This is a genomic window from Arthrobacter sp. CJL-S3, from assembly GCF_056711635.1.
Genome location: NZ_CM160046.1, coordinates 363,309 through 389,252, shown reverse-complemented (window position 1 = coordinate 389,252; position 25,944 = coordinate 363,309). Strand labels below are relative to the sequence as shown.

The 25,944-nt window shown below is 69.2% G+C and carries 20 protein-coding genes; 8 read left to right on the top strand and 12 right to left on the bottom strand.

The window, feature by feature from the left end; genetic code table 11:
* From narJ to AC06G6_RS01795, 6 genes are all read right to left on the bottom strand, one after another.
* Positions 1-621 (bottom strand): nitrate reductase molybdenum cofactor assembly chaperone, encoded by a 621-nt coding sequence (gene narJ, locus AC06G6_RS01820; RefSeq protein ID WP_479825795.1) that lies wholly within the window; start codon positions 619-621, stop codon positions 1-3.
* On the bottom strand, positions 618-2,363 hold the full coding sequence (gene narH, locus AC06G6_RS01815; RefSeq protein ID WP_479825793.1) for a nitrate reductase subunit beta: 1,746 nt from the start codon (positions 2,361-2,363) through the stop codon (positions 618-620). The genes narJ and narH overlap by 4 nt, the downstream gene beginning before the upstream one ends.
* Positions 2,363-6,073 carry a nitrate reductase subunit alpha gene (locus AC06G6_RS01810; RefSeq protein ID WP_479825791.1) on the bottom strand — a complete coding sequence of 1,237 codons (3,711 nt, stop codon included), beginning with the start codon at positions 6,071-6,073 and terminating at the stop codon, positions 2,363-2,365. Before AC06G6_RS01810 ends, narH begins: the two co-directional genes overlap by 1 nt.
* 100 nt (positions 6,074-6,173) lie before the next feature.
* Positions 6,174-6,923 carry a LamB/YcsF family protein gene (locus AC06G6_RS01805; RefSeq protein WP_479825789.1) on the bottom strand — a complete coding sequence of 250 codons (750 nt, stop codon included), beginning with the start codon at positions 6,921-6,923 and terminating at the stop codon, positions 6,174-6,176.
* Positions 6,914-7,747 carry a hypothetical protein gene (locus AC06G6_RS01800; protein ID WP_479825787.1) on the bottom strand — a complete coding sequence of 278 codons (834 nt, stop codon included), beginning with the start codon at positions 7,745-7,747 and terminating at the stop codon, positions 6,914-6,916. The genes AC06G6_RS01805 and AC06G6_RS01800 overlap by 10 nt, the downstream gene beginning before the upstream one ends.
* Before the next feature lie 113 nt (positions 7,748-7,860).
* Complete coding sequence (locus tag AC06G6_RS01795) at positions 7,861-8,460, bottom strand: hypothetical protein (protein ID WP_479825785.1); 600 nt, start codon at positions 8,458-8,460, stop codon at positions 7,861-7,863.
* 103 nt (positions 8,461-8,563) lie between these two features.
* Here AC06G6_RS01795 and AC06G6_RS01790 point away from each other — a divergent pair, with 103 nt between their 5' ends.
* The gene (locus AC06G6_RS01790; RefSeq protein ID WP_479825783.1) at positions 8,564-9,958 is read left to right on the top strand and encodes an MFS transporter; all 1,395 of its coding nucleotides are present in this window, start codon (positions 8,564-8,566) and stop codon (positions 9,956-9,958) included.
* Here AC06G6_RS01790 and AC06G6_RS01785 read toward each other — a convergent pair.
* From AC06G6_RS01785 to AC06G6_RS01765, 5 genes are all read right to left on the bottom strand, one after another.
* Positions 9,929-12,259, bottom strand: a complete 2,331-nt coding sequence (locus AC06G6_RS01785; RefSeq protein ID WP_479825781.1) for a glycoside hydrolase family 65 protein — start codon at positions 12,257-12,259, stop codon at positions 9,929-9,931. The two genes, AC06G6_RS01790 and AC06G6_RS01785, sit on opposite strands and share 30 nt — an antisense overlap.
* Positions 12,260-12,369: 110 nt before the next feature.
* Positions 12,370-13,107: an HAD family hydrolase gene (locus AC06G6_RS01780; RefSeq protein WP_479825779.1), complete on the bottom strand. Its 738-nt coding sequence runs from the start codon at positions 13,105-13,107 to the stop codon at positions 12,370-12,372.
* 134 nt (positions 13,108-13,241) lie between these two features.
* Positions 13,242-14,276, bottom strand: a complete 1,035-nt coding sequence (locus AC06G6_RS01775; protein ID WP_479825777.1) for a LacI family DNA-binding transcriptional regulator — start codon at positions 14,274-14,276, stop codon at positions 13,242-13,244.
* Between the two features lie 139 nt (positions 14,277-14,415).
* A complete protein-coding gene (locus AC06G6_RS01770) occupies positions 14,416-15,060 on the bottom strand; it encodes an alpha/beta hydrolase (protein ID WP_479825775.1) in 645 nt (214 codons plus the stop codon).
* 9 nt (positions 15,061-15,069) lie between these two features.
* The gene (locus AC06G6_RS01765) at positions 15,070-16,290 is read right to left on the bottom strand and encodes a beta-ketoacyl-[acyl-carrier-protein] synthase family protein (RefSeq protein WP_307458064.1); all 1,221 of its coding nucleotides are present in this window, start codon (positions 16,288-16,290) and stop codon (positions 15,070-15,072) included.
* A gap of 389 nt (positions 16,291-16,679) precedes the next feature.
* Between AC06G6_RS01765 and AC06G6_RS01760 the strand changes: the two genes are divergently transcribed.
* From AC06G6_RS01760 to AC06G6_RS01735, 6 genes are all read left to right on the top strand, one after another.
* Positions 16,680-16,943 (top strand): DUF6458 family protein, encoded by a 264-nt coding sequence (locus AC06G6_RS01760; protein ID WP_024366023.1) that lies wholly within the window; start codon positions 16,680-16,682, stop codon positions 16,941-16,943.
* Between the two features lie 569 nt (positions 16,944-17,512).
* Positions 17,513-18,316, top strand: coding sequence for a DeoR/GlpR family DNA-binding transcription regulator (locus AC06G6_RS01755; RefSeq protein ID WP_307458058.1), 804 nt, complete (start codon positions 17,513-17,515; stop codon positions 18,314-18,316).
* On the top strand, positions 18,313-19,299 hold the full coding sequence (locus AC06G6_RS01750) for a 1-phosphofructokinase family hexose kinase (RefSeq protein ID WP_479825773.1): 987 nt from the start codon (positions 18,313-18,315) through the stop codon (positions 19,297-19,299). The genes AC06G6_RS01755 and AC06G6_RS01750 overlap by 4 nt, the downstream gene beginning before the upstream one ends.
* 2 nt (positions 19,300-19,301) lie before the next feature.
* Entirely contained in the window at positions 19,302-21,371 is a 2,070-nt protein-coding gene (locus AC06G6_RS01745) for a PTS fructose transporter subunit IIABC (protein WP_479825771.1), read from the top strand.
* Between the two features lie 57 nt (positions 21,372-21,428).
* Positions 21,429-21,707 carry an HPr family phosphocarrier protein gene (locus tag AC06G6_RS01740; protein WP_056428072.1) on the top strand — a complete coding sequence of 93 codons (279 nt, stop codon included), beginning with the start codon at positions 21,429-21,431 and terminating at the stop codon, positions 21,705-21,707.
* A gap of 217 nt (positions 21,708-21,924) precedes the next feature.
* Positions 21,925-22,212, top strand: coding sequence for a DUF7218 family protein (locus AC06G6_RS01735; protein ID WP_479825769.1), 288 nt, complete (start codon positions 21,925-21,927; stop codon positions 22,210-22,212).
* A 32-nt stretch (positions 22,213-22,244) separates the two neighbouring features.
* Here the strand turns inward: AC06G6_RS01735 and ku are convergent, their stop codons facing one another.
* Entirely contained in the window at positions 22,245-23,261 is a 1,017-nt protein-coding gene (gene ku, locus AC06G6_RS01730; RefSeq protein ID WP_479825767.1) for a non-homologous end joining protein Ku, read from the bottom strand.
* Between the two features lie 124 nt (positions 23,262-23,385).
* Here ku and AC06G6_RS01725 point away from each other — a divergent pair, with 124 nt between their 5' ends.
* Positions 23,386-25,887 carry an ATP-dependent DNA ligase gene (locus tag AC06G6_RS01725; RefSeq protein ID WP_479828818.1) on the top strand — a complete coding sequence of 834 codons (2,502 nt, stop codon included), beginning with the start codon at positions 23,386-23,388 and terminating at the stop codon, positions 25,885-25,887.
* Positions 25,888-25,944 lie beyond the last annotated feature (57 nt).

Here is a 25,944-nt window from a genome sequence, read left to right as displayed (position 1 = left end):
TTAGGCCCCCTTCACGGGCAGCAGGCGCGGATCGTACGGGTCCAGGCCCACCGCTTCGGTGGGCGGACCGTAGCCGGCCATCCGCATGACGGCCTGCTCGTCGGCCGGCGACTTCCCGGGCAGCGTGGCGCAGATGGCCTGCAGGATCCGCGCGTGCGGAAGCTCGTCCCGGAGCAGCCCGAACCGGAGCATCTCCAGGCTGGCCCGGAAGCGGGTCAGCAGCTCACGGCCCGCGGCGAGGTCCACGAGCGCGGCGTATTCCAGCACCATCGGCAGGTAGTCGGGCAGTTCCCCGTGGGTGTCCACCAGGATGTCGCTTTGCCGGTAGGTTTTCTTGAAGTTGCCCAGGACTTCGCCGCGGCGCCGGGTGTCCCCGTCCGTCCAATAGGACAGGTGCAGGGCGTGGCGCTTGCCGAGGTCGAACTCGCGCACGTACTCGGCCTGGCTCTCCATCGGCGGGGTGGATTCCAGCGAATCCAGCACCTCCTGGAAATCGACGGCGGCGCCGCGGAACTCGGCCAGCGCGGCCCGCATGAGCGGCACCTTGCCGATGAGGTCCTCGTCCGGGTAGGACAGGCACCAGGACGCCGCGAGGTAGACCACCTGCTCGCGGCGGCTCACAGCCGCTCCCCGTCCGCCGGGGCGCCGGGTCCGGGTTCAGGCGCAGGCGCGGGCGGCTTCTCCGGGACCAGCGCCTTTTCCGGAAACAACGCCTTTGCCGGAAAGAGCCCGGAGGGCGCCCCCGTCCCGTCCCAGTTGAGCAGGTTCACCCGGCCGCGCAGGGTGGTTTCGCCGGGGGCCGTGTCGGAGGTCTGCCGGTCGCGCAGGGCGTTGAAGGTTTCCACCGCCACCGGGACGGGCCGGCCGCTGGCTTCGCCGAACGGGGCGGAATCCTGCATGCCCGGTCCGCCCTCGAAGTCCAGCGAGCAACCCATCTCCTCCAGGTCATGGGCCTGTTCCACGTGCGCCTTGGGGATGACGTACCGCTCCTCGTATTTCGCGATCGCCATCAGCCGGTACATCTCGTACATGGTCTGGCTGTCCATGCCCACGGACTCGGGGATGGAGTCGTCCGGGTCGTTGCCGAGGCTGATGCCGCGCATGAAGGAGCGCATGGCCGCGAGTTTCTTCAGCACCGCGGTGACCCGGTCCGCGTCGCCGGCGGTGAAGAGTTCCGCGAGGTATTCCACCGGGATGCGCAGCGCGTCGATGGCGCCGAAGAGGTTGCCGGCGTCCTCGCCGTCGTGCCCCTGGTCGCGCAGCAGGTCCACCACGGGCGAGAGCGGCGGCACGTACCAGACCATCGGCATCGTCCGGTATTCGGGGTGCAGCGGCAGGGCCACCTTGTAGACCTTGGCCAGGGCGTAGACCGGCGAGCGCCGCGCGGCGTCAATCCAGTCCTCCGGGATGCCCTGCGCCCGGGCTTCGGCCTGGACGGCGGGGTCGTTCGGGTCCAGCAGCACGTCCATCTGGGCGTCATAGAGTTCCTTGGGGTCCGTGACGGACGCCGCGGCCGTGACGGCGTCGGCGTCGTACAGGAACAGCCCCAGGTACCGCAGCCGGCCCACGCAGGTCTCCGAGCAGACCGTCGGCAGCCCCACCTCCACCCTCGGGTAGCAGAAGGTGCACTTCTCGGCCTTGCCGGTCTTGTGGTTGAAGTAGATCTTCTTGTACGGGCAGCCGGTGACGCACTGCCGCCAGCCGCGGCATTTGTCCTGGTCCACCAGGACGATCCCGTCCTCCACGCGCTTGTAGATCGCGCCGGAGGGGCAGGAGGCCATGCAGGAGGGGTTCAGGCAGTGTTCGCAGATCCGCGGCAGGTAGAACATGAAGGTCTGCTCGTACGCGAACTTGATCTTGTCCTCGGATTCCCGCCGGACCTTTTCCACGATCGGGTCCAGGTGCCCGTACTCGGTGGATCCGCCGAGGTCGTCGTCCCAGTTCGCCGACCAGGTGATCTTGGTGTCCTTCCCGGTGATCAGGGACTTGGGCCGGGCCACCGGGAAATCGTCGCCCAGGGGCGCGTCCACGAGGGTCTTGTAGTCGTAGGTCCACGGCTCGTAGTAGTCCTTGAGCTCGGGCTGGACCGGGCTGGCGAAGATCCCGAAGAGCTTCTTGACCCGGCCGCCGGCCTTGAGGACGAGTTTGCCGCGCTTGTTCAGCACCCAGCCGCCCTGCCACTTGTCCTGGTCCTCGTAGCGGCGCGGATACCCCTGGCCGGGGCGGGTTTCGACGTTGTTGAACCAGACGTATTCGGTGCCCGCACGGTTGGTCCAGGCCTGCTTGCAGGTCACGGAGCAGGTGTGGCAGCCGATGCACTTGTCCAGGTTCATGACCATGCCCATTTGAGCCATTACACGCATCAGTACTGCACCTCCTGGGAACGACGACGGACGGTGGCAACCATGTCGCGCTGGTTCCCGGTGGGGCCAAGGTAGTTGAACGCGTAGGCCTGCTGGGCGTACCCGCCGATCAGGTGCGAGGGTTTGACCAGCAGCCGGGTCACGGAATTGTGGATGCCGCCGCGGCGCCCGGTGGCCTCGGACTTGGGCACGTCGATGGTGCGTTCCTGTGCGTGGTGGACGTAAACGACACCGGCCGGCATCCGGTGGCTGACGATGGCCCGGGCCACCAGGACGCCGTTGATGTTCAGGCACTCCACCCAGTCGTTGTCCTTGACCTGGATGGCGTCCGCGTCGGCGGGGCTCATCCAGACCGTCGGCCCGCCGCGGGAGAGCGAGAGCATCAGCAGGTTGTCCTGGTATTCGGAGTGGATGGACCACTTGGAGTGCGGTGTCAGGTAGCGGACCACCACCTCCATGGCCCCGTCCCGGCCGAGCTTGGGTTCGCCGAAGAGCTTGTGCATGTCCAGCGGCGGCCGGTAGATCGGCAGGGCCTCGCCGATGTCGATCATCCAGTCGTGGTCGAGGAAGAAGTGCATCCGGCCGGTCAGGGTGTGGAAGGGCTTGAGCCGTTCGATGTTGATGGTGAACGGGGCGTAGCGGCGGCCGCCCGTTTCGGAGCCGGACCATTCCGGGGAGGTGATCACCGGGACCGGGCCGGCCTGGGTCTGGGCGAAGGTGATGAATTTCTCCTCGGACCCCTCGGACAGGTCCGCCAGTTTCTTACCCGTGCGGAGTTCCAGGTCCTTGAAGCCCTGCACGGACAGCGCCCCGTTGGTGGTCCCGGAGAAGGCCAGGATGGCCTCGGCCATTTTCGCGTCGGTGTCGATCGCGGGGCGGCCGTCCGCGGCGCCGCCGAGCATGACGCCGTTGGAGCGGCTGAGCCGGTCCAGGGGTCCGGCGAGTTTGTAGGTGACGTTCTTGACCGTGAAGCCCAGTTTGTCGGCCAGCGGCCCGACGGCGGCCAGCTTGTCCGCGATGGCGGTGTAGTCCCGCTCCACGACGGAAAAGACGGGCATGTTCTGCCCGGGGACCGCGGGGATGGACGTGTCCCGCCAGTCCCGGACGATCCCGCCGGGCTGGGCGAGCTGGCCCGGGGTGTCGTGCTGCAGCGGCACGCTGACCAGGTCCCGGCGCACGCCCAGGTGGGTCCTGGCCTGCCGGGAGAACTCCTGGGCCAGCAGGTGGAACATGTCGAAGTCCGTTTTGGTTTCCCACGGCGGGTCGATCGCCGGGGTGAAGGCGTGCACGAACGGGTGCATGTCGGTGGAGGACAGGTCATGCTTCTCGTACCAGGTGGCCGCCGGGAACACGACGTCGGACAGCAGCGTGGTGGAGGTCATCCGGAAGTCCGCGGAGACCAGCAGGTCCAGTTTCCCTTCGGGCGCCTGGTCGTGCCATTTCACGTCCCGGGGTTTGAGGCCTTCGGCGTGGTCCTTGCCGAGAACGTTGTTGTGCGTTCCCAGCAGGTTCCGCAGGAAGTACTCGTTGCCCTTGGCGGAGGAGCCGAACAGGTTGGAGCGCCACAGCACGAGCGTCCGCGGCCAGTTCTCCGGGGCGTCGACGTCCTCGATCGCCGGGTTCAGGGTGCGGTTCTTGAGCGCGTCCGCGATGTAGCTGGGGGTGTCCGCCGCCGTGCCGGCGGCGACGGCGGCCTCCGCCTCGTCCGCGAGGTCCAGCGGGTTGCGGTCGAACTGCGGGTAGAAGGGCATCCAGCCGAGCCGGGCGGACTGGGCCAGCGCGTCGGCGGTGTGCATGCCGTCCATGGCCCCGGTGGACAGCGGGGACTTCAGCGCGTCCGCGGAGTAGCCGTCCTGCCGCCACTGGTCCGTGTGCATGTACCAGTAGCCGGTGCCGATCATGGTCCGGGGCGGGCGTGACCAGTCCAGGGCGTTGGCGAGCGACAGCCAGCCGGTGACCGGCCGGGTCTTTTCCTGTCCCACGTAGTGCGCCCAGCCGCCGCCGTTGCGGCCCATACAGCCGGTCAGCATCACGAGCGCCAGCACCGCCCGGTAGGTGGTGTCGCCGTGGAACCACTGGCAGATCCCGGCGCCCATGATGATCATGGACCGGCCCTTGGACTGTTCGGCGTTCCGGGCGAATTCGCGCGCCACCCGGATGCAGGCCTGCGCGGGGACGGACGTGATCTCCTCCTGCCAGGCCGGGGTGTAGGGCGTCGCGGCGTCGTCGTATCCGGCGGCCCACTCCCCCGGCAGGCCTTCGCGGCCCACGCCGTACTGGGCCAGCATCAGGTCGAACACGGTGGTGACCAGCTGGCCCTCCACCTCGATGACGGGAACCCCGCGGCGGAGCACACTGCCGGTGCCGTCGGCCTCCTCGAAGCAGGGCAGCAGGATCTCGGCGCTCGCCGAGGAGACTTCGCGCAGCGACAGCGCCGGGTCGATCCCCTCCAGGTCCAGGTTCCATTTGCCCTCGCCGCTGCCGGAGTAGCGGAACCCCATGGAGCCGTTGGGGACGGCGGGGCGTCCGGTCTTCTTGTCGAAAAGCACGGTGCGGAACGCCGCGTCCTCGGCCAGGGACTCGGCCGGGATGTCCCTGGCGGTGAGGAACTTCGACGGGGTGAGGGTGCCGTCGTCGCGCCGTTCGAGCCGGACCAGGAACGGCAGGTCCGTGTACTGGCGGACGTAGTCGGAGAAGAACGGGACCTCCCGCTCAACGAAGAATTCCTTCAGCATGACGTGGCCCATCGCCATGGCCAGGGCCGCGTCGGTTCCGGCCTGGGCGGGGAGCCATTCGTCGGCGAACTTCGTGTTGTCCGCATAGTCCGGGCTGACCGTGACCACCTTGGTGCCGCGGTACCGCACCTCGGCCATCCAGTGCGCGTCCGGCGTGCGGGTGACGGGCACGTTGGAGCCCCACATCATGAGGTAGCCCGCGTCCCACCAGTCGCCGGATTCCGGGACGTCGGTCTGGTCCCCGAAGACCTGCGGGCTGGCCACGGGCAGGTCCGCGTACCAGTCGTAGAAGGACGTCATCACCCCGCCGATCAGCTGGATGAAGCGGGTTCCGACCGCGTGCGAGACCATCGACATCGCGGGGATCGGCGAGAAGCCCGCGCAGCGGTCCGGCCCGTAGGTCTTGATCGTGTTCACGTGGGCGGCGGCCGCGATTTCGATCGCCTCCTGCCAGGAGACCCGGACCAGGCCGCCCTTGCCGCGGGCCAGCTGGTAGCGGCGGCGCCGCTCCGGGTCCCCCACGACGTCGGCAAAGGCCAGCACCGGGTCGCCCAGCCGGGCCTTCGCCTCGCGGTACATCTCGACGAGGACGCCCCGGGCGTAGGGGAACCGGACGCGGGTGGGCGAGTAGGTGTACCAGGAGAAGGCCGCGCCGCGCGGGCATCCGCGCGGCTCGTATTCCGGGCTGTCAGGACCCACGGAGGGGTAGTCGGTCTGCTGGGATTCCCAGGTGATGATGCCGTCCTTGACGTACACCTTCCAGGAACACGAGCCGGTGCAGTTCACCCCGTGCGTGGAGCGGACCACCTTGTCGTGGCTCCACCGGTCCCGGTAGAAGATGTCCCCCTTGCGGCCGCCTTCGCGGAACACCGCCCTGCCGTCGTCGGTCTGGTCCCATTTCGTGAAAAATCGGCCCAGCTTCAACATTGCGTCCGAGGCGGGTCCGTCTAACCCCGCGGAGCCTCCGGCAGTCATGACCCCAAGCTAGGTTGCCGTTTAGGGCCCGGATAGGGCCTTACGGCACTGTGCAGATCCCGCCGGTGAGGGGCGGGCGGCGGGATCCGTCAGCCAGCGCTCAGGCGAAACTCTCCAGTTCGACGCCGGCGCCTTCCAGGGCCGCGCGGATCGCACTGGCTGTGGCGAGGGAACCGGGGGTGTCGCCGTGGATGCACAGCGACTGCGGTTCGATCCGGAGCACAGTGCCGTCAACGGCCTCGATCTCGCCCTTCGTGGCGAGGCGCACCGCGCGTTCGGTGATCCGGTCGACGTCGTCCAGCAGGGCCCCGTCCTGCGAGCGCGGCACGAGGGTCCCGTCCGGCAAGTAGGCGCGGTCGGCGAATGCCTCGGCGAAGACGGGGTGGCCGCCTTCCCGGGCGATGCCGAGCAGGGCGGAGCCCGGGAAGCCCAGGACGGGAAGTCCCGGATCGTAGGCCTGGATCGCGGCGACCACGGCGGAGGCCTGCTCGGCGTCGCGCACTGTCCGGTCGTAGAGCGCCCCGTGCAGTTTGACGTAGTCCACCGAGGCGCCGACGGCGTGGGCCACCCCGTCCAGGGCGCCGAGCTGGTACAGCACGGCGCCGAAGAGGTCATCGAAGGTGATGTCCATGGACCGGAGACCGAAGCCGGCGAGGTCCGGGTAGCCGAGGTGCGCGCCGACCCGGACGTCGAGCTCGTAGGCGGCCCGGCAGGTGTCCAGCATGGTCACCGGGTCCCCGGCGTGCAGGCCGCAGGCGACGCTGGCGCTGGTGACCAGCGGGAACATCGCGGCGTCGTCGCCCATGGTCCAGGTCCCGAAGGACTCCCCCAGGTCAGCGTTCAGATCCAAAACGTGCCGCCTTCCTGCGCTGCCTTGTCCTTGCTGCCCGGCACGGCGGCCGGGCTGGCGGGTGCCGCGGGGCCGCCCAGTTCGCCGGGGATGACGAGCGGCATCGGGCCGAACGCTTCCTTGGCATTCGCGACGACGGCGCGGCCCATGATGCGGTTGCCCACGCCGCCGACGACGGCGCCGATGCCGAAGGGCAACGCCCGTCCCAGCAGGGCCGTGCCCTGCTGTTTGAGCAGGGTCCGTAGGAACATCGTCTGGATCCGCTCCCGCACCGTTCCGAAGCCGGACAGCGGAACCCGGCGGGAGAAGAGGGAACCCCAGGCCTGGGTGGGGCCCTTGCCCTGTCCCGCCGCCTGACCGCTCAGCGAGCTCAAGAGTGCGGTGCCCTCCTCGCCCAGCATGATGGCCATTACCAGGGTGCTGGCCTTCTCCGGGTCCACCAGCCGGACGCCGTGGAGTTCGGCGAGGGAGGTGGAGAACAGTGCGGTGGCTTCGAGGAAACCGATGGTCGCGGCGGCCGAGAGGCCCAGGGCGGCGGCCGTCCCGACGCCGGGAATCACGGCCGCGCCGCCCACCAGGGCGCCGCCGCCGGTGACGGCGATGAGGTAGTCCCGTTCCAGGGTCGCGGCGAGCTGCGCCGCGGTGGCCTGCGGATTCCTCCGCTGGAGCCGGCGGATATTCGCCAGCACCAGCGGGCGCTGGACTTCCACGGCCCGCAGGAGCACGTTGTGGACGCCCGGCTTGGGCTTGCCCTGGGCGTCGAACATCGCGCTGTGTGCTGACTTCTGGGCAATCTTCATTGCCGGGTTGCTGCGCTTGGCCATCGTCGCCTCTCCGTGAACTGTAAGGGTGCTGAGTTTCGTCTGGTGTTAACACTAGGCCACGGGCCGCGCCGTCCGCGCCCCCGCCCGCCTCAGCGACCGCCCGGGCGAGGCGGCTAGAGCGCCCACGATTCGGCGACGGCCACGAACGCCGACGACGCCGGGCCCAGCGGACCGGGGTACATACTGGCGGCGCCGGGCCATTCCACCCCGAATTCCACGAGCCGGCCGGTGCCGCACGGCAGGTACACGTTGCTGAGCGAGGCGCTGGAGTCTCCGAGCTGAAAGTCGGGAGCGGCGAACTGCCGGCGGTCCAGGATCCCGCTGATCTCCAGCTCGGCCTTCCGTCCGGTGGCGCGGAGTCCTCGCCCGGCGTCGAGGCCGACGTCGAACTCGTCGTCGGTGTGGGTGATGGCGTCCAGCGGGAACCGGGCAGCTTCCGGGAAATGGCGGGTCAGTTCGGTGGCCAGGGTCGCGGCGAAGAACGCGCTGGTGCCGTAGCTCCGCCAGCCCTGGAGGGTGGCGACCAGCAGGGCATTGCCGGCGCCCCAGCGGGACCAGTCGACCATCCAGAACGACGCGAAGCAGCTCGCCGGCTCGCCCGGCAGCAGGGTTCCACCGGCGTCCACCGGGTGCAGGGCAAGTCCCGCGTTGGTGCCGATGAGGGCCAGGCTGCGCCGCGAAGTTGCTGTGGCCGAGCCGGCCGATATGTTCATGACAGGAGCCTAGCCGGGGGTGGCCCTGCGGCGCGGGCGCGCCCCGCCGACGCGTCCCCGGATGGGCTGGGACGGGTCGGGACCGGGCCTCTAGACTGGAGCCATGCGTTCACTGAGGGCCCTCCGCCCGTTTGCGCACCGGGAATACCGTGTGCTGATTGCGGCCCTGGCCATCTCCATTTTCGGCTCCGGAATGTGGGCGGTGGCGATGGTCTATGAGGTGATCCATCTGGGCGGCGGCCCGCTGGAGCTCTCCCTTGTGGCGGCGGCGGGGAGCGTGGGACTCGTCGCGTTTGTCCTCGCGGGCGGCATCGCGGCGGACCGGTTCCCGCAGCGGCTCCTGATCATCGCTGTGGAGGGTGCCAACCTTGCCGTCATCGCCGTCATCAGCGGGCTGGCCCTGCTGGGCTGGCTGCAGCTCTGGCATCTCGCGCTCGGCGGGTTTGTGCTGGGCGTCGGGGCCGCGTTCTTCTTTCCCGCCTACTCCGCCATCCTCCCCCGGATCCTGCCGCCGGAGGACCTGCTGGCGGCCAACGGCATGGAGGGGACCATGCGGCCGATGCTGCAGCAGGCCGCCGGTCCCGCCGTCGCGGGCATCCTGGTCGCCGCCCTGTCCCCCGCGCACGCCGTGACGGGGGTGGCGGTGTGCCACCTGCTGGCCTTTTCCATCCTCAACCTGCTCCACCGCCAGCCCCGGCCGGGGGCGGAGGGCGCGGCCGGGCAGGGTCGCGCCGATGCCGGGTCCGGGTCGGGGTCCTGCGAACCCGCCCGGACGTCCGTGCTGCACGACCTCCGCGAGGGGGTCAGCTATACCGTCCGCACGCCCTGGCTGCTGTGGACCCTGCTGTGGGCCTGCATCTCTGTGCTGTTCCTGATCGGACCGATTGAAGTGCTTCTGCCGTTCGTGGTCCGCGACCAGCTCGGCGGCGACTCGCGTATGTTCGGCTTCCTGCTCGCGATCGCGGGCGTGGGCGGCGCGGCAGCGTCGCTGGCCACGGCGTCGTTCCCGCTGCCGCGCCGCTATCTCACCGTCATGATGGTGGGCTGGGGTGCGGGCAGCCTGCCGCTGGCAGCCGTGGGCGTCATGGACAGTTTCTGGGCGCTGGCCGCCGCGCTGTTCATCTTTGGCGCCACCGGCGGCATGGGCATGGTCATCTGGGGGACGCTGCTGCAGCGCCGGGTGCCGCCGCACCTGCTGGGCCGCGTGTCCAGCCTGGATTTCTTCGTCTCGCTGGCCCTGATGCCGGTCTCGATGGCCCTCGCCGGGCCCGCCGCGGAGGTGCTGCCGATCTGGCTGATCTTCCTGGTCGCCGGGACGGTGTGCCCGGTGATGGCCGCCGTCGCCATGGCTGTGGCCCGGATGCCGGCCGACGAACTCGCCCACCCGCTGGACGGCCGCGAGCCGGACGACCGCGAGGCAGACGGCCTCGCCGACGCCACGGCCCGGGCCGACGCCTCCGGACCGGACCTAGACCGCCGCGCGCACGATCGGGATTGACGCCGTCGGGAGTCCGCTCGGGAAGATCGTGGGCTCCGGAACCGCGACCGGGGACAGCGGAACCCGCACCGTGTCGCCGTCGACCGTGAGCCGCTCGCCGCGCACCTCGACCTCCAGCGGTGCGCCCTCGCGCACGGTCAGGCTGATGGAGCCCTGTCCCAGTTCGAGCCGCAGCAGCCGGCCCTGGAGCTTCAGGTGGAAGGACAGCCCGTCCCATTCGGCAGGCAGCCGCGGGTCGAAGTACGGCACGTCGCCCTGGTCGCGGAGGCCCGCGAAGCCGCTGACCAGCGAGCTCCACACCCCGCCGGTCGAGGCGATGTGCACCCCGTCGATCGTGTTGCCGTGGGTGTCATCCAGGTCGATGAACAGCGCGTGCGTGAAGTGCTCGAGCGCCGCGTCGGCGTAGCCGACCTCGGCCGCCATGATGCCCTGCACGCAGGCGGACAGGGTGGAGTCCCCGGTGGTGATCGGGTCGTAGAAGTCGAAGGCGCGGCGCTTCTCCTCGGCGGTGAAGTCCTGCCACTGCAGGAACATCGCCAGCACGCTGTCCGCCTGCTTGAGGACCTGGTGGCGGTAGATCACCAGCGGGTGGAAGTGCAGCAGCAGCGGGTACTTGGCCCGGGGCGTGGACCAGTCCCACGGCTCCAGGGTCATGAAGTCGTTGTCCTGCGAGTGCACCTGGAGGTCCTCGTCGTAGGGCAGCTGCATCCGGTTGGCGGCCTGTTCCCAGAGCTGGCGTTCGGCGTCGTCGATCTCCGCGTGGTCCAGCGCCGCCGCGGCGCGCAGGTTAAACCGGGCCATGACATTGGTGTACAGGTTGTCATTGACGACGGCGGTGTACTCGTCCGGGCCCGTGACGCCGTGGATGTGGAAGAGCCCGTCCTTGCCGAAGAAGCCCAGGGAGACCCACATCCGGGCGGTCTCGATCAGCAGCTCCGAGCCGAGGCTTTCCTGGAACGCCTGGTCACCGCTGGCCCAGATGTAGCGGTTGGTGGCGAAGGCGATGGCGGCGGCGATGTGGAACTGGGCCGTGCCGGCGGCGTAGTAGGCGCTCGCCTCGAGCCCGTTGATGGTGCGCCACGGGAAGAGGGCACCGTCCACGCTGAGCTCCTTGGCGCGGATCTTGGCCTCGGGGAGCATGTTGTGGCGGAACTCGAGGACCTGGCGGGCGTTGCCCGGGCTGGTGTAGGTCAGGTACGGCATGAGGTACACCTCCTGGTCCCAGAAGTAGTGGCCGTCGTAGCCGGACCCGCTGACGCCCTTGGCCGGGATGCCGGCGACGTCGGCGCAGGCCGTGGCCTGGGCCAGCTGGAAGAGGTTCCAGCGGACGGCCTGCTGGAGTTCGGTCTGGCCGGCGAGGACGATGTCGCTGGTGGTCCAGTACTCGCGGTAGTGCGCGGCGCTCTCGGCGAAGATCTCCGCGAGCGTCCGGAGGCCCGCCTCCGCGTCGTCGGCCAGGTCCTCGGAGGCCTGCCCGACGGCGTAGCTGACGCTCTTTTCCAGGACGAACGGCGCGTCGGCGCCGACGGCCAGGACGTAACGCACGCTGCTGTCGTCCTCGTGCACCTGGGTGTCGAAGGGCTGCACCCCGGCATTTGTCCAGTGGTCCACGGCCAGGCCGATGCGCTGTTTGGATTCCGCGGTCTCCCAGGACAGGCGCAGCGAGCCGTCGCCGCCGTCGAGCCGCACGGGAAGCAGCACGCGCCCGGCGTGCCGCCCGGCGCGGCGCGGGTCGTGGGACGAGTGGTCCTCGACCGGCTGGTCCTGGCGGTTGATCACCGAGGAGGTCACGTCCGCGGAGATGTCCCGGTCCGCGGCCAGTTCCAGCGAGATGCCGAGCGCGCCGCGGGACTCGTAGCCGACGGCGCGGCGTTCGGTGGTGGTCACGGTGGCGCCGGAGCGGCACTGCCAGGTGATCCGGCAGTCGTAGACGCCGGTGGCGAAGTCGACGCTGCGCCGGTAGTCCAGCACGGTGGACTCTTCCAGGCTCAGGGTTTCGCCGTCGATGACCACGGTGAAGTTGTTGGCGTCCGGGATGTACAGGATCCGCTGGCCGGTGCGGGCGAAGCCGTAGGCGTTCTCGGCGTGCTTGATGTCCCAGGTCTCGTGGAAGCCGTTGATGAAGCTGCCCGGCAGGTCGGCGTCCGGGGCTGACCAGTGGGCGCCGCGGATGCCGAGGTGGCCGTTGCCCAGGCTGAAGAGCGTCTCCAGCGTCCCGGCGTTGCCGGGGAGGTGGACGGTCTCCACCAGCTGCCAGGGGTCGTTGGGGAACCGTGCGCGGTCCGAAGTGATGAGGGCCATGGATTTTCCTTCAGGCGGTAAAGAGTCAGGTGGCGAAAGTCGGTGCGGGACCCTGCGGGCGGAAACGGAGGGCGGAAAGGGCGTGCGGAAAGGGCGTGCGGAAACGGAGGCTAGAGGAGCTTGTCGAGGTCGTTGACCACAAGGGTGGCGCCGGCAGCCAGCAGGGTCTGCCGGCCGGCACCGCGGTCCACGCCGATCACCGAGTGGAAGTTCCCGGCGCTTCCGGCCTGGACCCCGGAGACGGCGTCCTCGACGACGACGCACTCCTCGCTGGGCAGGCCCAGCAGCCGGGCGGCGTACTCGTAAGTCGCCGGGCTGGGCTTGCCGGGCAGGCCTTCGGCGACGGCGACGACGCCGTCGACCACCACCGGGAAGTAGTCGGAGAGTCCGGCGGCCTTGAGCACTGCCGGGGCGTTGCGGGAGGAGGAGACGACGGCGACCTTGAGCCCGCGGGCCAGCGCTGCGTCAATGAAGCGCACCGAGCCTTCGTAGGGCTTGACGCCGCCGGCCTCGACGATGTCGTTGAAGACCTTGTTCTTGCGGTTGCCCAGCCCGTGGACGGTATTGTGCGCCGGGTCGTCATCCAGCGGGCCTTCGGGCAGGACGATGTTGCGGGAGGCCAGGAAGTCGCGGACGCCGTCGAAGCGCGGCTTGCCGTCGATGTGGTCGAAGTAGTCGCTTTCACGGTAGGCGGGGGCCTCGGGCACGGTCTTGAGGAAGCCGTCGAAGAGTTCCTGCCAGGCGCGTTCGTGCACGATCGCGGTGGGGGTCAGGACGCCGTCGAGGTCAAAGAGGATGGCGGAGGCCCCGGTCCAGCTCGAAGGGGTGCTGTTGGAAAGCTCAGTCATGGATCGGTTGTCCTTTCAGACGGCGGTAAACAAAATCGGTGGGCACGCCATGCGGCGGGTGGGCAGGCACGGCGCATGGCGGGAATCTCTGGAGGGCAAACGCTGGAGGAGCCAATCGCGGAGCTCAGCGCCGGTCAGCGCCGGCGGCGGGTGCTCTTGCGCGCTATCAGTTTGGTTTCCAGCACGTGGCTGGCCGGGGGGTTCGGCAACCCGGCCCGGTGGAGTCTGTCAATCAGCAGGCTGGCCGCGAACGCGCCCTGATCCGCTACCGGCTGGGAGATCGTGCTCAACCCCAGGAACCAGCTCATCTGGTGATCGTCTATTCCTATAATGGACACGTTTTTCGGTGCAGACAAACCGAGATCCCTCAGGGCCATGAGGGCGCCGAAGGCTGTTTCGTCGCAGCCGGCCAGGATCGCGGAGGGCATCCGGCGGTTCTCGATCAGCTCGATCATGGCCAGCCGGCCGCCTTCAATGCTGTATCCCGCCGCAAGGACCAGGTCCGGATCGACCGTCAGGTGGTGGGCGCCGAGGGCGTGTTCGAATCCCCGCAGCCGCTCGTTGGCGGTCACCGGGGAGGTTTCGCCCGCCTCGCTGCCGGAAAGCATGGCCAGGTCCCAGTGGCCCAGGCTCAGCAAGTGTTCGGTGGCGGTTCGCGCCGCGGCCTCGTTGTCGATCCCGACGTTGTCCCAGGGCACGTCGTGCATGCCCACGCTGGCCACGGCCAGTCCCGAGCCGGCGAGGGCTGCCAGTTCGGCTTCGCTGAGGGCGATATTGAGAAGCAGGACGCCGTCGACACGCTGGGACAGCCCTGCGAGGTCGGCGAACAGTTGGTGCTGCACGCTGGGCCGGCTGCGGAGGCTGATCAGGACGGTGTCGTAGCCGCTGTCGGCAAAGATCTCCTCCGCCGCTTCGACGGCCTGCGCGAAGAACCAGGCGGTGGCGGTGGGGACGATGATGGCCACGGAACCGGTGCTTCCGCCCGCCAGCCGGGAGGCTGCCGGTGAGGCTTTGTATCCCAGCTTGGCGGCGGCGTCGTCGACTTTGGCCCGGGCGTGGACGGAGACGTTGGGGAGATTCCGGAGGGCCCGGGAAACGGTGCAGATGGACAGCCCCGAGAGGGCGGCGACGTCCTGGATGGTGACGCGCGGCGTCTTGGCCTGCTGCACGGGGCTCAGCCCTTTCTTCCCCCGAAGTAAGTGGGCCGTGAACATGGCCAAGGTTGAGTGTAAACGCTTACAAAATTGGCGCGCAAGTGGATAAATGAATGAAGGTCGTTTGGTCCTGTTGCGCCCGGCGCCCGGCGGGCTACGCGGCGCCCTGCGCCCGGCCGTCCGGGCGCAGCACATAGTGGCGAAGGAACGCACTGACGTCCACGAGTTCCGCCGCCGAAATCGAGTGGCCCATTCCGGGGTACGTCCGCGCCGTCAGCTGCGTGTGCTCGTGGAGCCATGCCTCGGTGTGCTCCGTGGCGTCGTCGTTTATCACCACGTCGTCCCGGTCCCGGCCCCAGAAGAAGGGCGGGCGGGCGTCGAACGATTCGCTCATGGCCAGAAGCTCGTTCTCCAGGACAAAACCGGACAGCCCGACGACGGCCCGGAACTGCTCGGGCCGCAGCCGCAGCAGGGTGGTGGCCATGGCCATGCCCTGCGAGTAGCCGAACAGGCTGATGCTGCTGTGCTGGGCCTTGACGGATTCGATCCAGCCGAAGACGGCATTGGTGGAGGAGATGACGTCGGCGAAGTCATGGGTCAGGAAGTAGTCCAGTAGGAACCAGCCGTAGCCGTCCCCGATCTCCTTGGGGCCGCGCAGCGCGGCGCAGGTGAACCCGGACGGAAGGCTTTCAAAGAGCTTCACCATCCGGGATTCGTCCCGGCCGTAGCCGTGCAGCATCACCAGCAGCGGTGTGCCGGCGCGTTCGTGTTCCGGCTTGGACCAGACGACTGTCTCCATCGGAACAGCCTAGCTTTCGGTGATCACCAGCGCGGTGCTGTGCCCGCCGAATCCAAACGCGTTGGCGATGCCCGCCCTGGCCGGCTGGCCCGCCACGGTTTCGCGGAGGAGGTGGAGGTCGATCCCGTCATCGGGCTGGTCCAGGTTGCCGGTGCCGGGGAATTCCCCGGTCTTCAGGGCCTGGATCATCACAATGGCTCCGAGCGCGCCTGCCCCGCCGAGGAGGTGACCGGTGAGGGATTTCGTGGACGTGACGGGAACCTGGTTTCCGAGCACGGCCCTGATCGCCCCGGCTTCCAGGCGGTCGCCGACCGGTGTGGACGTCGCGTGGGCGTGGACGAGGCCGATGTCCCCGGCGCCAAGGCCGGCGGCCGCGATTGCCTTTTCCATCACCCGGCGCTGCATGGCCGGATCGGCGGCAACGATGTCGACGGCGTCGGACGTGACCGCGGTTCCGGCCACGACACCCAGGATCTCCGCCCCGCGGGCCCGGGCGTGGTCCTCACGTTCCAGGACCAGGATCGCGGCGCCTTCGGCCATCACGAATCCGTCCCGGTCCCGGTCGAAGGGCCGCGACGCGGACTGCGGGTCCCCGTTGCGGGTGGACAGGGCGCGGATTTGCGCGAAGCCGCTGATGATCAGGCCGTTGATGCAGGCATCCACGCCGCCCGCGATCACCACGTCCGCCGCACCGGCCCGGATCATGTCGGCGGCCTGGGCGATGGCCTCCGCCCCGGAGGCGCAGGCGCTCACCGGAGTGCGCGCCCCTCCTTTGGCACCGACGTCGATGGAGACCCACGCCGCGGGGGCGTTGGTCATGATCCGGGTGAGGGTATGCGGGGAAACCCTGCGCGGGCCGCTGGAATCCAGGGTCCGGGTCTGCTCCAGCGTGGTGTCCAGGCCGCCGTAGCCGGACCCGATCACCACCGCGAGTCGCTCCGGATCAGCCTCCGGGCGGCCGGCCTGCTCCCAGGCTTCCCGGGCGGCGATCAGCGCCAGGTGCCCGCACCGGTCCATCCTCTTGTATTCGGGCCTGGTGAGCAGCGCGGCGACGTCAATCTTCACCTGGCCGGCCATGCGGACGGGCAGCGCCTGCGCCCAGTCCTCCTCAAGCGCCGTGATTCCGGAGCGCCCGGCCAGCAGCGCGGCCCGGGTCTCGGCGGCGGTCCCGCCTACAGGGGTCACGGCGCCCAGTCCGGTGACAACAACTCTGGGGGAAGCTTCAGGCATGGGTACCGGCATTTCTGTGAGGCCCACCATGGGACCCGCGGCAGTGCGGGGCAGGTGGGCGGGCGTAGCGGGGTCAGGCAGGGTCAAACGGGGGCGGCAGGCACGGGGATGCCGCGATGCACTCTTTAAGAGTACGTGCGATCCGCCGCCCAGGGCCGCCCCGGTTTCGCCGGCCGCCGGTCCGTTACGGAATCGGACAACCGCACATCAACCGCACACCCACCCAGCCGCCGCGGTCCGGAGCCGCCGGGGCAGGCACGAGGCCGCGCGAAATCTGGCCGGAGTGGCGCCGCGCGGTTCGTTGAAACAGCACTCACCGGACTGTAGCCTGACGCTGGACAGCATGCTTAGCAGTACCTATCCGTCCCACCGGACACAAGGAGCAAGTCATGAGAATCGGTTCCTCCATCTTCCTCATTGCCCTCGGCGCCATCCTGGCCTGGGCCATCACCCCCGGACTGATCCCCAACGTCGACCAGACCATGATCGGCTACATCCTGATGGCGGTGGGTGTCATCGGGCTGATCGCCTCCCTGGTGCTGGCGTCCCCGGGCCGCAGCCGCACCCGCCGGGTCAGCGAAACCCGCTCCGTCGTCGACCCCAACACCGGCGAGACCATCACCCGCAATGAGAGCCGCGACGCCGGCATCTAGTCCCCGGGCGCCACTGTGCACCGCGGTGCGCCGCATGAACGACCCGCACGCCGGGCCGGACCTCAGGTCTGGCCCGGCGTCCTGCGTTTCCGGGCACCCCCGCGGGACATGCCCAGCCTTCAGAGCCACCTGTGGACAGGGTGCCAATATGCCTACGCCCTGGCGCGAACACTGGACATGCCCCCCGGCCCGAGCGCCTCCAGCGTCCGGATGCTTCCCTGGCTTACCAACCCCCAGCTTGGGCATGCCCAGCCTGCGGAGCCAGCGGCGGACATAGTCGCACTGTGCCCAAGCCTGGGCATAAAGACTGGACATGTCCCCCGGCTCACCAACCCCCGGACGGCGCATGCCCGCCCTGCGCGGCCAAGAGCGGACATAGTGCCCATATGCTCACTCATCGGCGCGGAAACTGGGCTTGTCCCCCGGAGGCGGGGTGAGAATTCTGCGTTCATGTTGTTTTCCATTGACAAAGCCACAGATTCAAAGATAAAGTCAATCAACTCCACTACCTGTGATGGCTATCACTGAAGTGGCGGGAGGGTCCGCAGTACTGACGCAAGGGAGAGCCAGTGTTCGCCGAAGAACGCCAACAGCTGATCGTTGGGCTCATTACTGCCAGCGGCCGCGCCAGCGTCACGGACCTTGCCGAGCGCTTCAGCATCACCACCGAGACGGTCCGCCGCGACCTTGCCGCCCTCGAAGCCGCTGGCAGTGTGCGCCGGGTCCACGGCGGCGCGGTGTCCCCGGACCGCTTCAGCACCAACGAGGAAAGCATCCTGGTCCGCACCGACCAGCGGCAGCCTGAAAAGACCCGGATCGCCGAGGCCGCCCTGGCGCTCATCCCGCAGGACCGCACCGGCAGCATCCTGATCGACGCCGGATCCACCACCGAGGCCCTCGCGGAACTCCTGGCCGCCCGGACGGCAGCAACCACTGCCATCTCGGAGCCCGCCGCGGAACTCGTGGTCATCACCCACTCGCTGCCCGTCGCGGCAAAGTTGTCCGGAGAACCCGGCATCGCCCTGCACCTGCTGGGCGGAAAGGTCCGCGGAATCACGCAGGCCGCCGTTGGCCAGTCCACCGTGGAAGCCGCCCGCCGGCTCCGCCCGGACATCGCCTTCATCGGCACCAACGGCATCCACGCAGCCTTCGGGCTGAGCACTCCCGATCCTGAAGAAGCCGCTGTCAAGGCTGCCTTCGTCCAATCAGCGCGCCGCATTGTGGTGCTGGCTGATGCCTCCAAGCTGGATACCGAAACCCTGGTCCAGTTCGCCTCGTTGAAAGATCTGGACACCTTGATCACTGACACGAAACCCAGCCAGGACCTGGCTGACGCCCTCGCGGACGCCGGAGTGGAGGTGGTGGTCGCGTGATTGTCACCCTGACCGCCAACCCGAGCCTGGACCGCACCGTGGCGCTGCCGGGCCCCCTGCTCCGCGGCGAGGTCCAGCGGGCCGTCTCCGTCCGGCAGGAATCCGGCGGCAAGGGAGTCAACGTCTCCCGCGCCCTCGTCGCCTCCGGCCTGACGACGGTCGCGGTGCTGCCCGGAGCCGAGGCGGACCCCGTCCTCGCCGGCCTCCGGGACGGCGACGTCCCGTTCGCCGCACTCCCGATCGGCGAGCCGCTGCGCAGCAACGTGGCACTCACCGAACCGGGCGGCGTCACTACAAAGATCAACGAACCCGGCCCGGTGCTGAGTGCGGACCAGCAGGAGGCCCTGATCGGGCTGCTCCTGGACCGCGCCCGCGGAGCCAGCTGGGTGGTGCTGGCCGGATCGCTCCCACCCGGGGTGCCGGCCGACTTCTACGCCACCGTCACCCGGCGGCTGCGTTCCATGGATCACGGCAACGAGGCCCCCCTCATCGCCGTGGACTCCTCCGGCGAACCGCTCGCCGCCGCGATCTCCGGCGACGCGCTGGGGAAACCGGACCTCCTGAAACCCAACGCCGAGGAACTGGTGGAGCTGGCAGCCGCAGCCGGGTTCGCCACGCACAAGTCCGCGGAGGAACTCGAAGCGGATCCGGAGGCCGCCGCGGTGGCCGCCTCCGCCGTCGTGCGCTCCGGCGTGGGTGCCGTGCTCGCAACACTCGGTTCCAAGGGTGCGGTACTTGTGACGGCCGACGGCGCGTGGCTGGCCACGCACCCGCCGGTCACTGCGGTGAGCACGGTGGGTGCCGGTGATTCCTCACTGGCCGGCTACCTGCTCGCCTCCAGCCAGGGCGCCGCCCCGGCCGATTGCCTCCGTCAGGCTGTGGCCCATGGTGCCGCCGCCGCTTCGCTGCCGGGCTCCACAGTCCCGGCAGTCCACCAAACCACCCCTGACGCCGTAACCATCACGGCCCTCCGGAAGGATTGACAGTGACTCAGCTCATTACGACCGAACTGGTCGAGCTCGACCAGAACCTGGGCAGCACGCCCGAGGACGTGATCCGGCACATGGCAGGCAAAGTTGCCGCCAACGGACGCGCCACCGAAGTGGAAGGCCTCTTCGCCGACGCCTTCGCCCGGGAACAGAAGACCGCCACCGGCGTCCCCGGCGGCATCGCCATCCCGCACTGCCGTTCGACGGCGGTCACCGAACCGACGCTGGTCATGGCCCGGCTCTCCCAGCCGGTCGACTTCGGCGCCAAGGACGGCCCCGCGGACCTGATCTTCTTCATCGCCGCCCCCGAAGGCGCGGACCAGGAGCACCTCAAGCTGCTCTCCCGGCTGGCCCGTTCCCTGATCAAAAAGGACTTCACCGCTTCCCTGCGTGCCGCCGGCTCGGAGGCCGAGGTCGTCGAGCTCGTCGAGGGCGCCCTCGCGGACAAGCCCGCCGCCGCAGCCCCGGCAGCGGGAGCAGCCGCTGCCACCGCGGCAGGCTCAGCCGAAGCCGGGTCAGCCGCCGAGCCTGCAACGGCCGGAGCACCGCGCCCCAAGCGCCTCGTCGCTGTGACCGCCTGCCCCACCGGCATCGCCCACACCTACATGGCCGCCGATTCGCTGGTGGCCGCGGCCAAGGAAGCCGGCGTCGACCTGCAGGTGGAGACGCAGGGGTCCTCCGGCGCCAAGGCGCTGGACCCGGCCGTGATCGCAGCGGCCGACGCCGTGATCTTCGCCGTGGACGTGGATGTGCGCGGCAAGGAGCGGTTCGCCGGCATGCCGGTCATCAACGCCCCGGTCAAGCGCGGCATCGACGAGCCGGACAAGATGGTCCAGGAAGCCCTCGCGGCCGCGGACAACCCCAACGCCCGCCGCGTCCCGCACTTCGGTGAGGATCTGGCGCAGCAGGAGGCCGAGGAGAAGGGCGAGCACTTCGGCACCAGGCTGAAGAAGGCGCTGCTCACGGGTGTCAGCTACATGATCCCGTTCGTGGCAGGCGGCGGTCTGCTGATCGCCCTCGGCTTCCTGTTGGGCGGCTACGACATCACCGCGTACGCCGACAAGATCCTGGCGGAGAACACGCTCACCAACCTGCCCACCGAGTACCCGGAACTGGCCTGGGGCCCGCTGGGCGCCTTCCTGGGTGCCGTGATGTTCAAGATCGGCGCCCTGTCCCTCGGCTTCCTCGTCCCGGCGCTGTCCGGCTACATCGCTTTCGCCCTGGCTGACCGGCCGGGCATCGCCCCCGGCTTCGTCACCGGTGCCGTTGCCGGCTTCATGGGAGCGGGCTTCCTCGGCGGCATCGTCGGCGGCCTGCTGGCAGGCTACACGGCACATGCCATCGGCCAGATCAGCGTCCCCCGCTGGCTGCGCGGACTGATGCCGGTGGTTATCATTCCGTTGGTGGCATCCCTCGTAGCGTCCGGCCTGATGTTCCTGGTCCTGGGCGGCCCGATCGCCGCGATCACCGTCGGCCTCAACGACTGGCTGAACAGCCTCACCGGCGCCAGCGCCATCGCCCTCGGCGTCATCCTCGGCCTGATGATGTGCTTCGACCTCGGCGGACCGGTCAACAAGGTTGCCTACGCCTTCGCCGTCGCCGGCCTCGGCGCAGCATCCATCGAGAACCAGGCCCCGTGGCAGATCATGGCGGCCGTCATGGCCGCAGGCATGGTCCCGCCGCTGGCCATGGCTCTCGCCTCCACCGTGCTGAACAAGAGGCTCTTTAGCCTCGCGGAGCAGGAAAACGGCAAGGCCGCCTGGCTGCTGGGAGCCTCCTTCATCTCCGAAGGCGCCATCCCCTTCGCGGCGGCGGACCCGCTGCGCGTCATCCCCGCCAGCATGCTCGGCGGCGCTGTGACCGGTGCCATCTCGATGGCAGCCGGCGTGGGGTCGAAGGCCCCGCACGGCGGCATCTTCGTCTTCTTCGCCATCGACAATTTCCTGATGTTTGTCGTCGCCATCGCGGCCGGCACCGTTGTCACCGCTTTCGCGATCATCGGCCTCAAGCGCTACGCAGTAAAGAAGCCGGTTGATACGGTGGAACAGGTTGCCGTAGCCGCCTGAGCCGTCCAGAAGAACCGTCCTAGCTGATATTCCCCAAGCTGAAACCAAGGAGCAAAAATGACCGAACGTAACGCCACCATTGCCAGCCGTGTAGGGCTGCACGCCCGCCCGGCCGCCATCTTTGCCGAGGCTGCAGGCGAGTTCGATCTCGAAATCACCATTGCCCGCCTGGGCGAACCCGTTGACGAGGCCATGGATGCCGCCAGCATCCTGTCCCTCATGAGCCTGGGCGCGTCCCACGGCGAAGTTGTGGTCCTGCGCGCCGAGGGCGACGGCGCCGACGCCGCCCTGGAACGCCTGGTCCAGATCCTCGAAACGGACCACGACGCCGAATAGCGTCACCGTCCGGCGGCACCGCCACCGGTTCAGAGGCCCGGCCGCACCCCGAACAGGGGGTGCGGCCGGGCCTCTGCGTTCCCTGGCTCCCCGGGAAATCCCTCAGCAAACTTAGTAAGTGCTTGTCAGGGCCCGGCGGCGCCGTTAGTTTGGAATCCGCGGCACCACTCACCGTGGCCCGCCGCAGGAGGATTTACCACCAGCAGCCGAGGTAGCCATGCCGACGAAGAAGAACGCCCCGCGGGGCTCCGAGAGCCCCAGCATCAAGGATCCGGAGCTCTACGAAGAGCTGCTGAAGGACGGTGCGTCGAAGCAGAAAGCCGCCCGCATCGCCAATGCCGCAGCCAAGGAAGGCCGGTCAGCCGTGGGCCGCAAGGGCGGGAAGGCCGGCGATTACGAGGACTGGACGGTCCCCCAGCTCAAGAAACGCGCCAAGGAAATCGGGCTCAAGGGCTACTCGGGCAAGAGGAAAAGCGAGCTCATTTCCGCGCTCCGGAACTCCTGATCCCGGTGGCCACGGGCCGGACAGCCGACCGCTCAGGCCTCCTTCCGCGCGCTCCGGGCGGCCGTCGGGGCGGACGTCTTCGACGATGCGGTCTTCGCAGCGGCGGTCTTGGCCGGCGTCTTGCCGGCAGTCTTGGCCGGCGTCTTGGCGGCGGTCCGCGTACCTGTCCTGGGCGCGGCCTTGGCCGCCGCCGACTTGGCAGCCGACGTGGCAGCGGACTTGGCGGCGGGCTTGGCGGGTTCGTCCGCGGACGCTGCCCCTCCGCCGCGCTTCTTCTCCAGGCTCCGTTTGAGTGCCTCCATCAGGTCGATCACCTCGCCGCTGCCGGCCTCGGCCGCCGGGACGCCAAAGGTCTCCTCGGTGTCCAGGGATTCGCCCTTTTCCAGCTTCGCCTCGATGAGCTGGCGGAGCTGGAGCTGGTAGTCGTCGGTGAACTGGTCCGGTTCGAAGTCCGCCGCCATCGAATCGACCAGCGCGGCGGACATCTCACGCTCCTGCGCGGAGATCCGGATCGTCGTTTCGAGCGACGGGAAGCTGGCCTCCCGCACCTCGTCGGCCCACAACAGGGCCTGCAGCACCAGCACGTCACCGCGGATCCGCAGGGCGCCCAGCCGGGTCTTGTCCCGCAGGGCGAACTGGACGATGGCCACCCGGTCGGTGTCCTCGAGCGCCCGGCGCAGCAGGACATAGGCCTTGGGCGACTTGGAGTCAGGCTCCAGGTAGTAGCTCTTCTCGAACATCATGGGGTCGAGCTGCTCGGCCGGCACAAACTGCACGACGTCGATCTCGTGGCTGTTCTCGGCCGGAATGGACTTCAGTTCCTCCCGGCTGAGGACCACGGTGCGGCCGTCGTCCTCGTACGCCTTGTCGATGTCCTCGTAGTCCACGATCTTGCTGCAGACCTCGCAGCGGCGCTGGTAGCGGATCCGTCCGCCGTCGGCATTGTGGACCTGGTGCAGGCTGATGTCGTGGTCCTCGGTCGCGCTGTAGACCTTGACGGGCACGTTGACCAGCCCGAACGCTATCGCGCCTTTCCAGATGGCTCTCATGGATCAAGTGAACATCACAGTTGCGTGGAGGTGAAGCCCCTTGGCTGAAAGGGCATCCGGCAGCAAGAGGGAACGGGTCCGGGTCGGGGGCCGCGAACTGGTGGTCACCAGCCTGGACAAGGTGATGTATCCGGAGACCGGCACCACCAAAGCCGATGTGCTGGCGTACTACGCTGCCGTGGCGCCCGTCCTGATCCCGGCCGCCGCGAACCGCCCGGCCACCCGGAAACGCTGGGTGCACGGCGTCGGGACGGCCGATGCCCCCGGCGAGATGTTCTTCCAGAAGAACCTGGACCATTCGACGCCGGGGTGGGTGCCGCGGGCGTCCATCACGCACAAGGAACGCACCATCCAGTACCCGCTGGTCAACGACCCGGCCACGCTGGCCTGGCTCGCGCAGATCGCGGCCCTGGAGATCCATGTGCCGCAATGGCGCGTCGACTCGCACGGCAACGCCCTGCCGCCGGACCGGCTGGTGCTGGACCTGGATCCCGGCGAGGGGGCGGGGCTGGCCGAGTGCGTGGAGGTCGCCAAGCTCGCCCGCACCATCCTGCAGGACGTGGGCCTGGATCCCGTGCCCGTGACCAGCGGCAGCAAGGGCATCCATCTGTACGCCGCGCTCGATGGCACGCAGAGCTCCGAGCAGATCTCCGAGTTCGCCCACGAACTGGCCCGGTCGCTGGAGGCCGATCACCCGGAGCTGGCCGTGAGCGACATGAAGAAAACCCTGCGCACCGGGAAGGTCCTGGTGGACTGGAGCCAGAACAGCGCCGCAAAAACCACCATCGTCCCCTATTCCCTGCGCGGCCGGCTCCGGCCCACCGTGGCGGCGCCCCGGACCTGGCGCGAACTCAGCTCCCCGTCCCTTCACCAGCTCGACTATGAGGAGGTCCTGAAACGGGTGAAGTCCGGCAAGGATCCTTTCGCGGTCATCTCCGGCAGGGGCCGGCCGGACGCCCTTCCGGGCGGCGCAGCCGGGGAGGGGCGCGGCGACGGCGGCGACACCGACCCGCGGCTGGAGAAGTACCGGGCCAAGCGGGACGCGGCCTCGACGCCGGAGCCGTTTACGGCGGAACACCACCGCGCGGGGATAGGAACTGCGGGGACGGAAAGCGCGGAGACAGCAGGCGGCACCCTCCGGGAGAAGTTCGTCATCCAGGAACACCACGCCAGCCGGCTGCACTACGACTTCCGGCTGGAGCGCGACGGCGTGCTGGTGTCCTGGGCGCTGCCCAAGGGTGTCCCCACCAGCAAGACACAGAACCACCTCGCGGTCCAGACCGAGGACCACCCGATGGACTACGCGGACTTCGAGGGCACCATCCCCAAAGGCCAGTACGGCGCGGGGACCATCAGCATCTGGGACCGCGGCTACTACGAGTGCGAGAAGTGGATTGCCGGAAAAGAGGTCATCGCCACCCTCACCGGCCAGGACGACGGCGGCCTGGGCGGCGCCCGCCGGTTCGCGCTGATCCACACCGGCCGGAGCGACGACCAGTGGCTCATCCACCTGATGGACCCGCCGGGCGCAAAGAAGGGCCGGGCGCCCCGGCCGCCGGCGGAGGAGCCCGCGCCGGAGGAGCCGGAACCGGCGTCGGCACGGGCCCAGGAACAGGCGCAGAAATCCGGTGGCGCAGCGCCGGACAGTGAACCGCCGGCCGCCCCGGACAGCGCGGCGTTCACGCCGATGCTCGCCAGCTCCGGGACCGCCGCGGACCTGCCGGACAAGGACTGGCAGTTTGAACTCAAATGGGACGGGGTGCGGGCCCTGATCGTCGCGGACTCGGCGAGGATCCGCCTGATCAGCCGGAACGGCAACGACATGTCGGCTGCCTATCCGGAACTGACGGACCGCTCCTGCTGGCCGGACCGGCCTTTCGTCGCCGACGGCGAGATCATCGCCGTCGGGCCCTCCGGCCGGCCCGACTTCGGGCTGCTGCAGGGCCGGATGAAGCTCACCAAGGCCGCCGACGTCGCGAAGGCGCAGTCGGCGACGCCCGTGCGGCTGATGCTCTTCGATCTCCTGTCCGAGAGCGGCACCGACCTGCGCCGGCTTCCGCTCCGCAAGCGGCGGGCCCGGCTCGAAGCCTTTTTCACCACGTCGGGCTGCCCGGTGGAACTGTCCCCGCTGATCGACGCCGACGTCCGGCACATCCTGGAAAGCGCCGAGGAACTGGGGCTGGAGGGCGTGATGGCCAAGCGCACGGACGGCCGCTACGTCGGACAGCGCAGCAGGTCCTGGCTCAAGCTCAAGTTCGAACGCACCCAGGAGGTGGTGGTCGGGGGCTGGAGGCCGGGCAAGGGCGAGCGGGGGCAATCCGTCGGCTCACTCCTGCTGGGGATCCCGGCCGGATCCAAGCTGCGCTACGTCGGGCGGGTCGGCAGCGGTTTCAGCGCCGGGGAGCTCACGGAACTGCGCCAGCAGCTCGATGCCCTGACCCGGAAGACCTCACCGTTCGAGGACGTGCCGGCGGCCGACGCCTCAGACGCGCACTGGGTGAGCGCCAAGCTTGTCGGGGAGGTCACCTACGGGGAATGGACCGGCAGCGGCAAGCTCCGGCACCCCGTCTGGCGCGGCTGGCGGCTGGACAAGAGCCCTGCTGACGTGGTGGTGGAATCGGACTGAAGGCAGTGAAAAGCCCGGGCGGCCGTTGCGGGCCGTCCCGGGCTCGTTGCCGCCGGC

Coding starts and splice junctions, on each gene's coding strand:
- narH (WP_479825793.1), bottom strand. CDS start 2,363: ATGCGTGTAATGGCTCAAATGGGCATGGTCATGAACCTGGACAAGTGC.
- AC06G6_RS01810 (WP_479825791.1), bottom strand. CDS start 6,073: ATGACTGCCGGAGGCTCCGCGGGGTTAGACGGACCCGCCTCGGACGCA.
- AC06G6_RS01800 (WP_479825787.1), bottom strand. CDS start 7,747: ATGGCCAAGCGCAGCAACCCGGCAATGAAGATTGCCCAGAAGTCAGCA.
- AC06G6_RS01795 (WP_479825785.1), bottom strand. CDS start 8,460: ATGAACATATCGGCCGGCTCGGCCACAGCAACTTCGCGGCGCAGCCTG.
- AC06G6_RS01790 (WP_479825783.1), top strand. CDS start 8,564: ATGCGTTCACTGAGGGCCCTCCGCCCGTTTGCGCACCGGGAATACCGT.
- AC06G6_RS01785 (WP_479825781.1), bottom strand. CDS start 12,259: ATGGCCCTCATCACTTCGGACCGCGCACGGTTCCCCAACGACCCCTGG.
- AC06G6_RS01780 (WP_479825779.1), bottom strand. CDS start 13,107: ATGACTGAGCTTTCCAACAGCACCCCTTCGAGCTGGACCGGGGCCTCC.
- AC06G6_RS01770 (WP_479825775.1), bottom strand. CDS start 15,060: ATGGAGACAGTCGTCTGGTCCAAGCCGGAACACGAACGCGCCGGCACA.
- AC06G6_RS01765 (WP_307458064.1), bottom strand. CDS start 16,290: ATGCCTGAAGCTTCCCCCAGAGTTGTTGTCACCGGACTGGGCGCCGTG.
- AC06G6_RS01760 (WP_024366023.1), top strand. CDS start 16,680: ATGAGAATCGGTTCCTCCATCTTCCTCATTGCCCTCGGCGCCATCCTG.
- AC06G6_RS01740 (WP_056428072.1), top strand. CDS start 21,429: ATGACCGAACGTAACGCCACCATTGCCAGCCGTGTAGGGCTGCACGCC.
- AC06G6_RS01735 (WP_479825769.1), top strand. CDS start 21,925: ATGCCGACGAAGAAGAACGCCCCGCGGGGCTCCGAGAGCCCCAGCATC.
- ku (WP_479825767.1), bottom strand. CDS start 23,261: ATGAGAGCCATCTGGAAAGGCGCGATAGCGTTCGGGCTGGTCAACGTG.
- AC06G6_RS01725 (WP_479828818.1), top strand. CDS start 23,386: ATGTATCCGGAGACCGGCACCACCAAAGCCGATGTGCTGGCGTACTAC.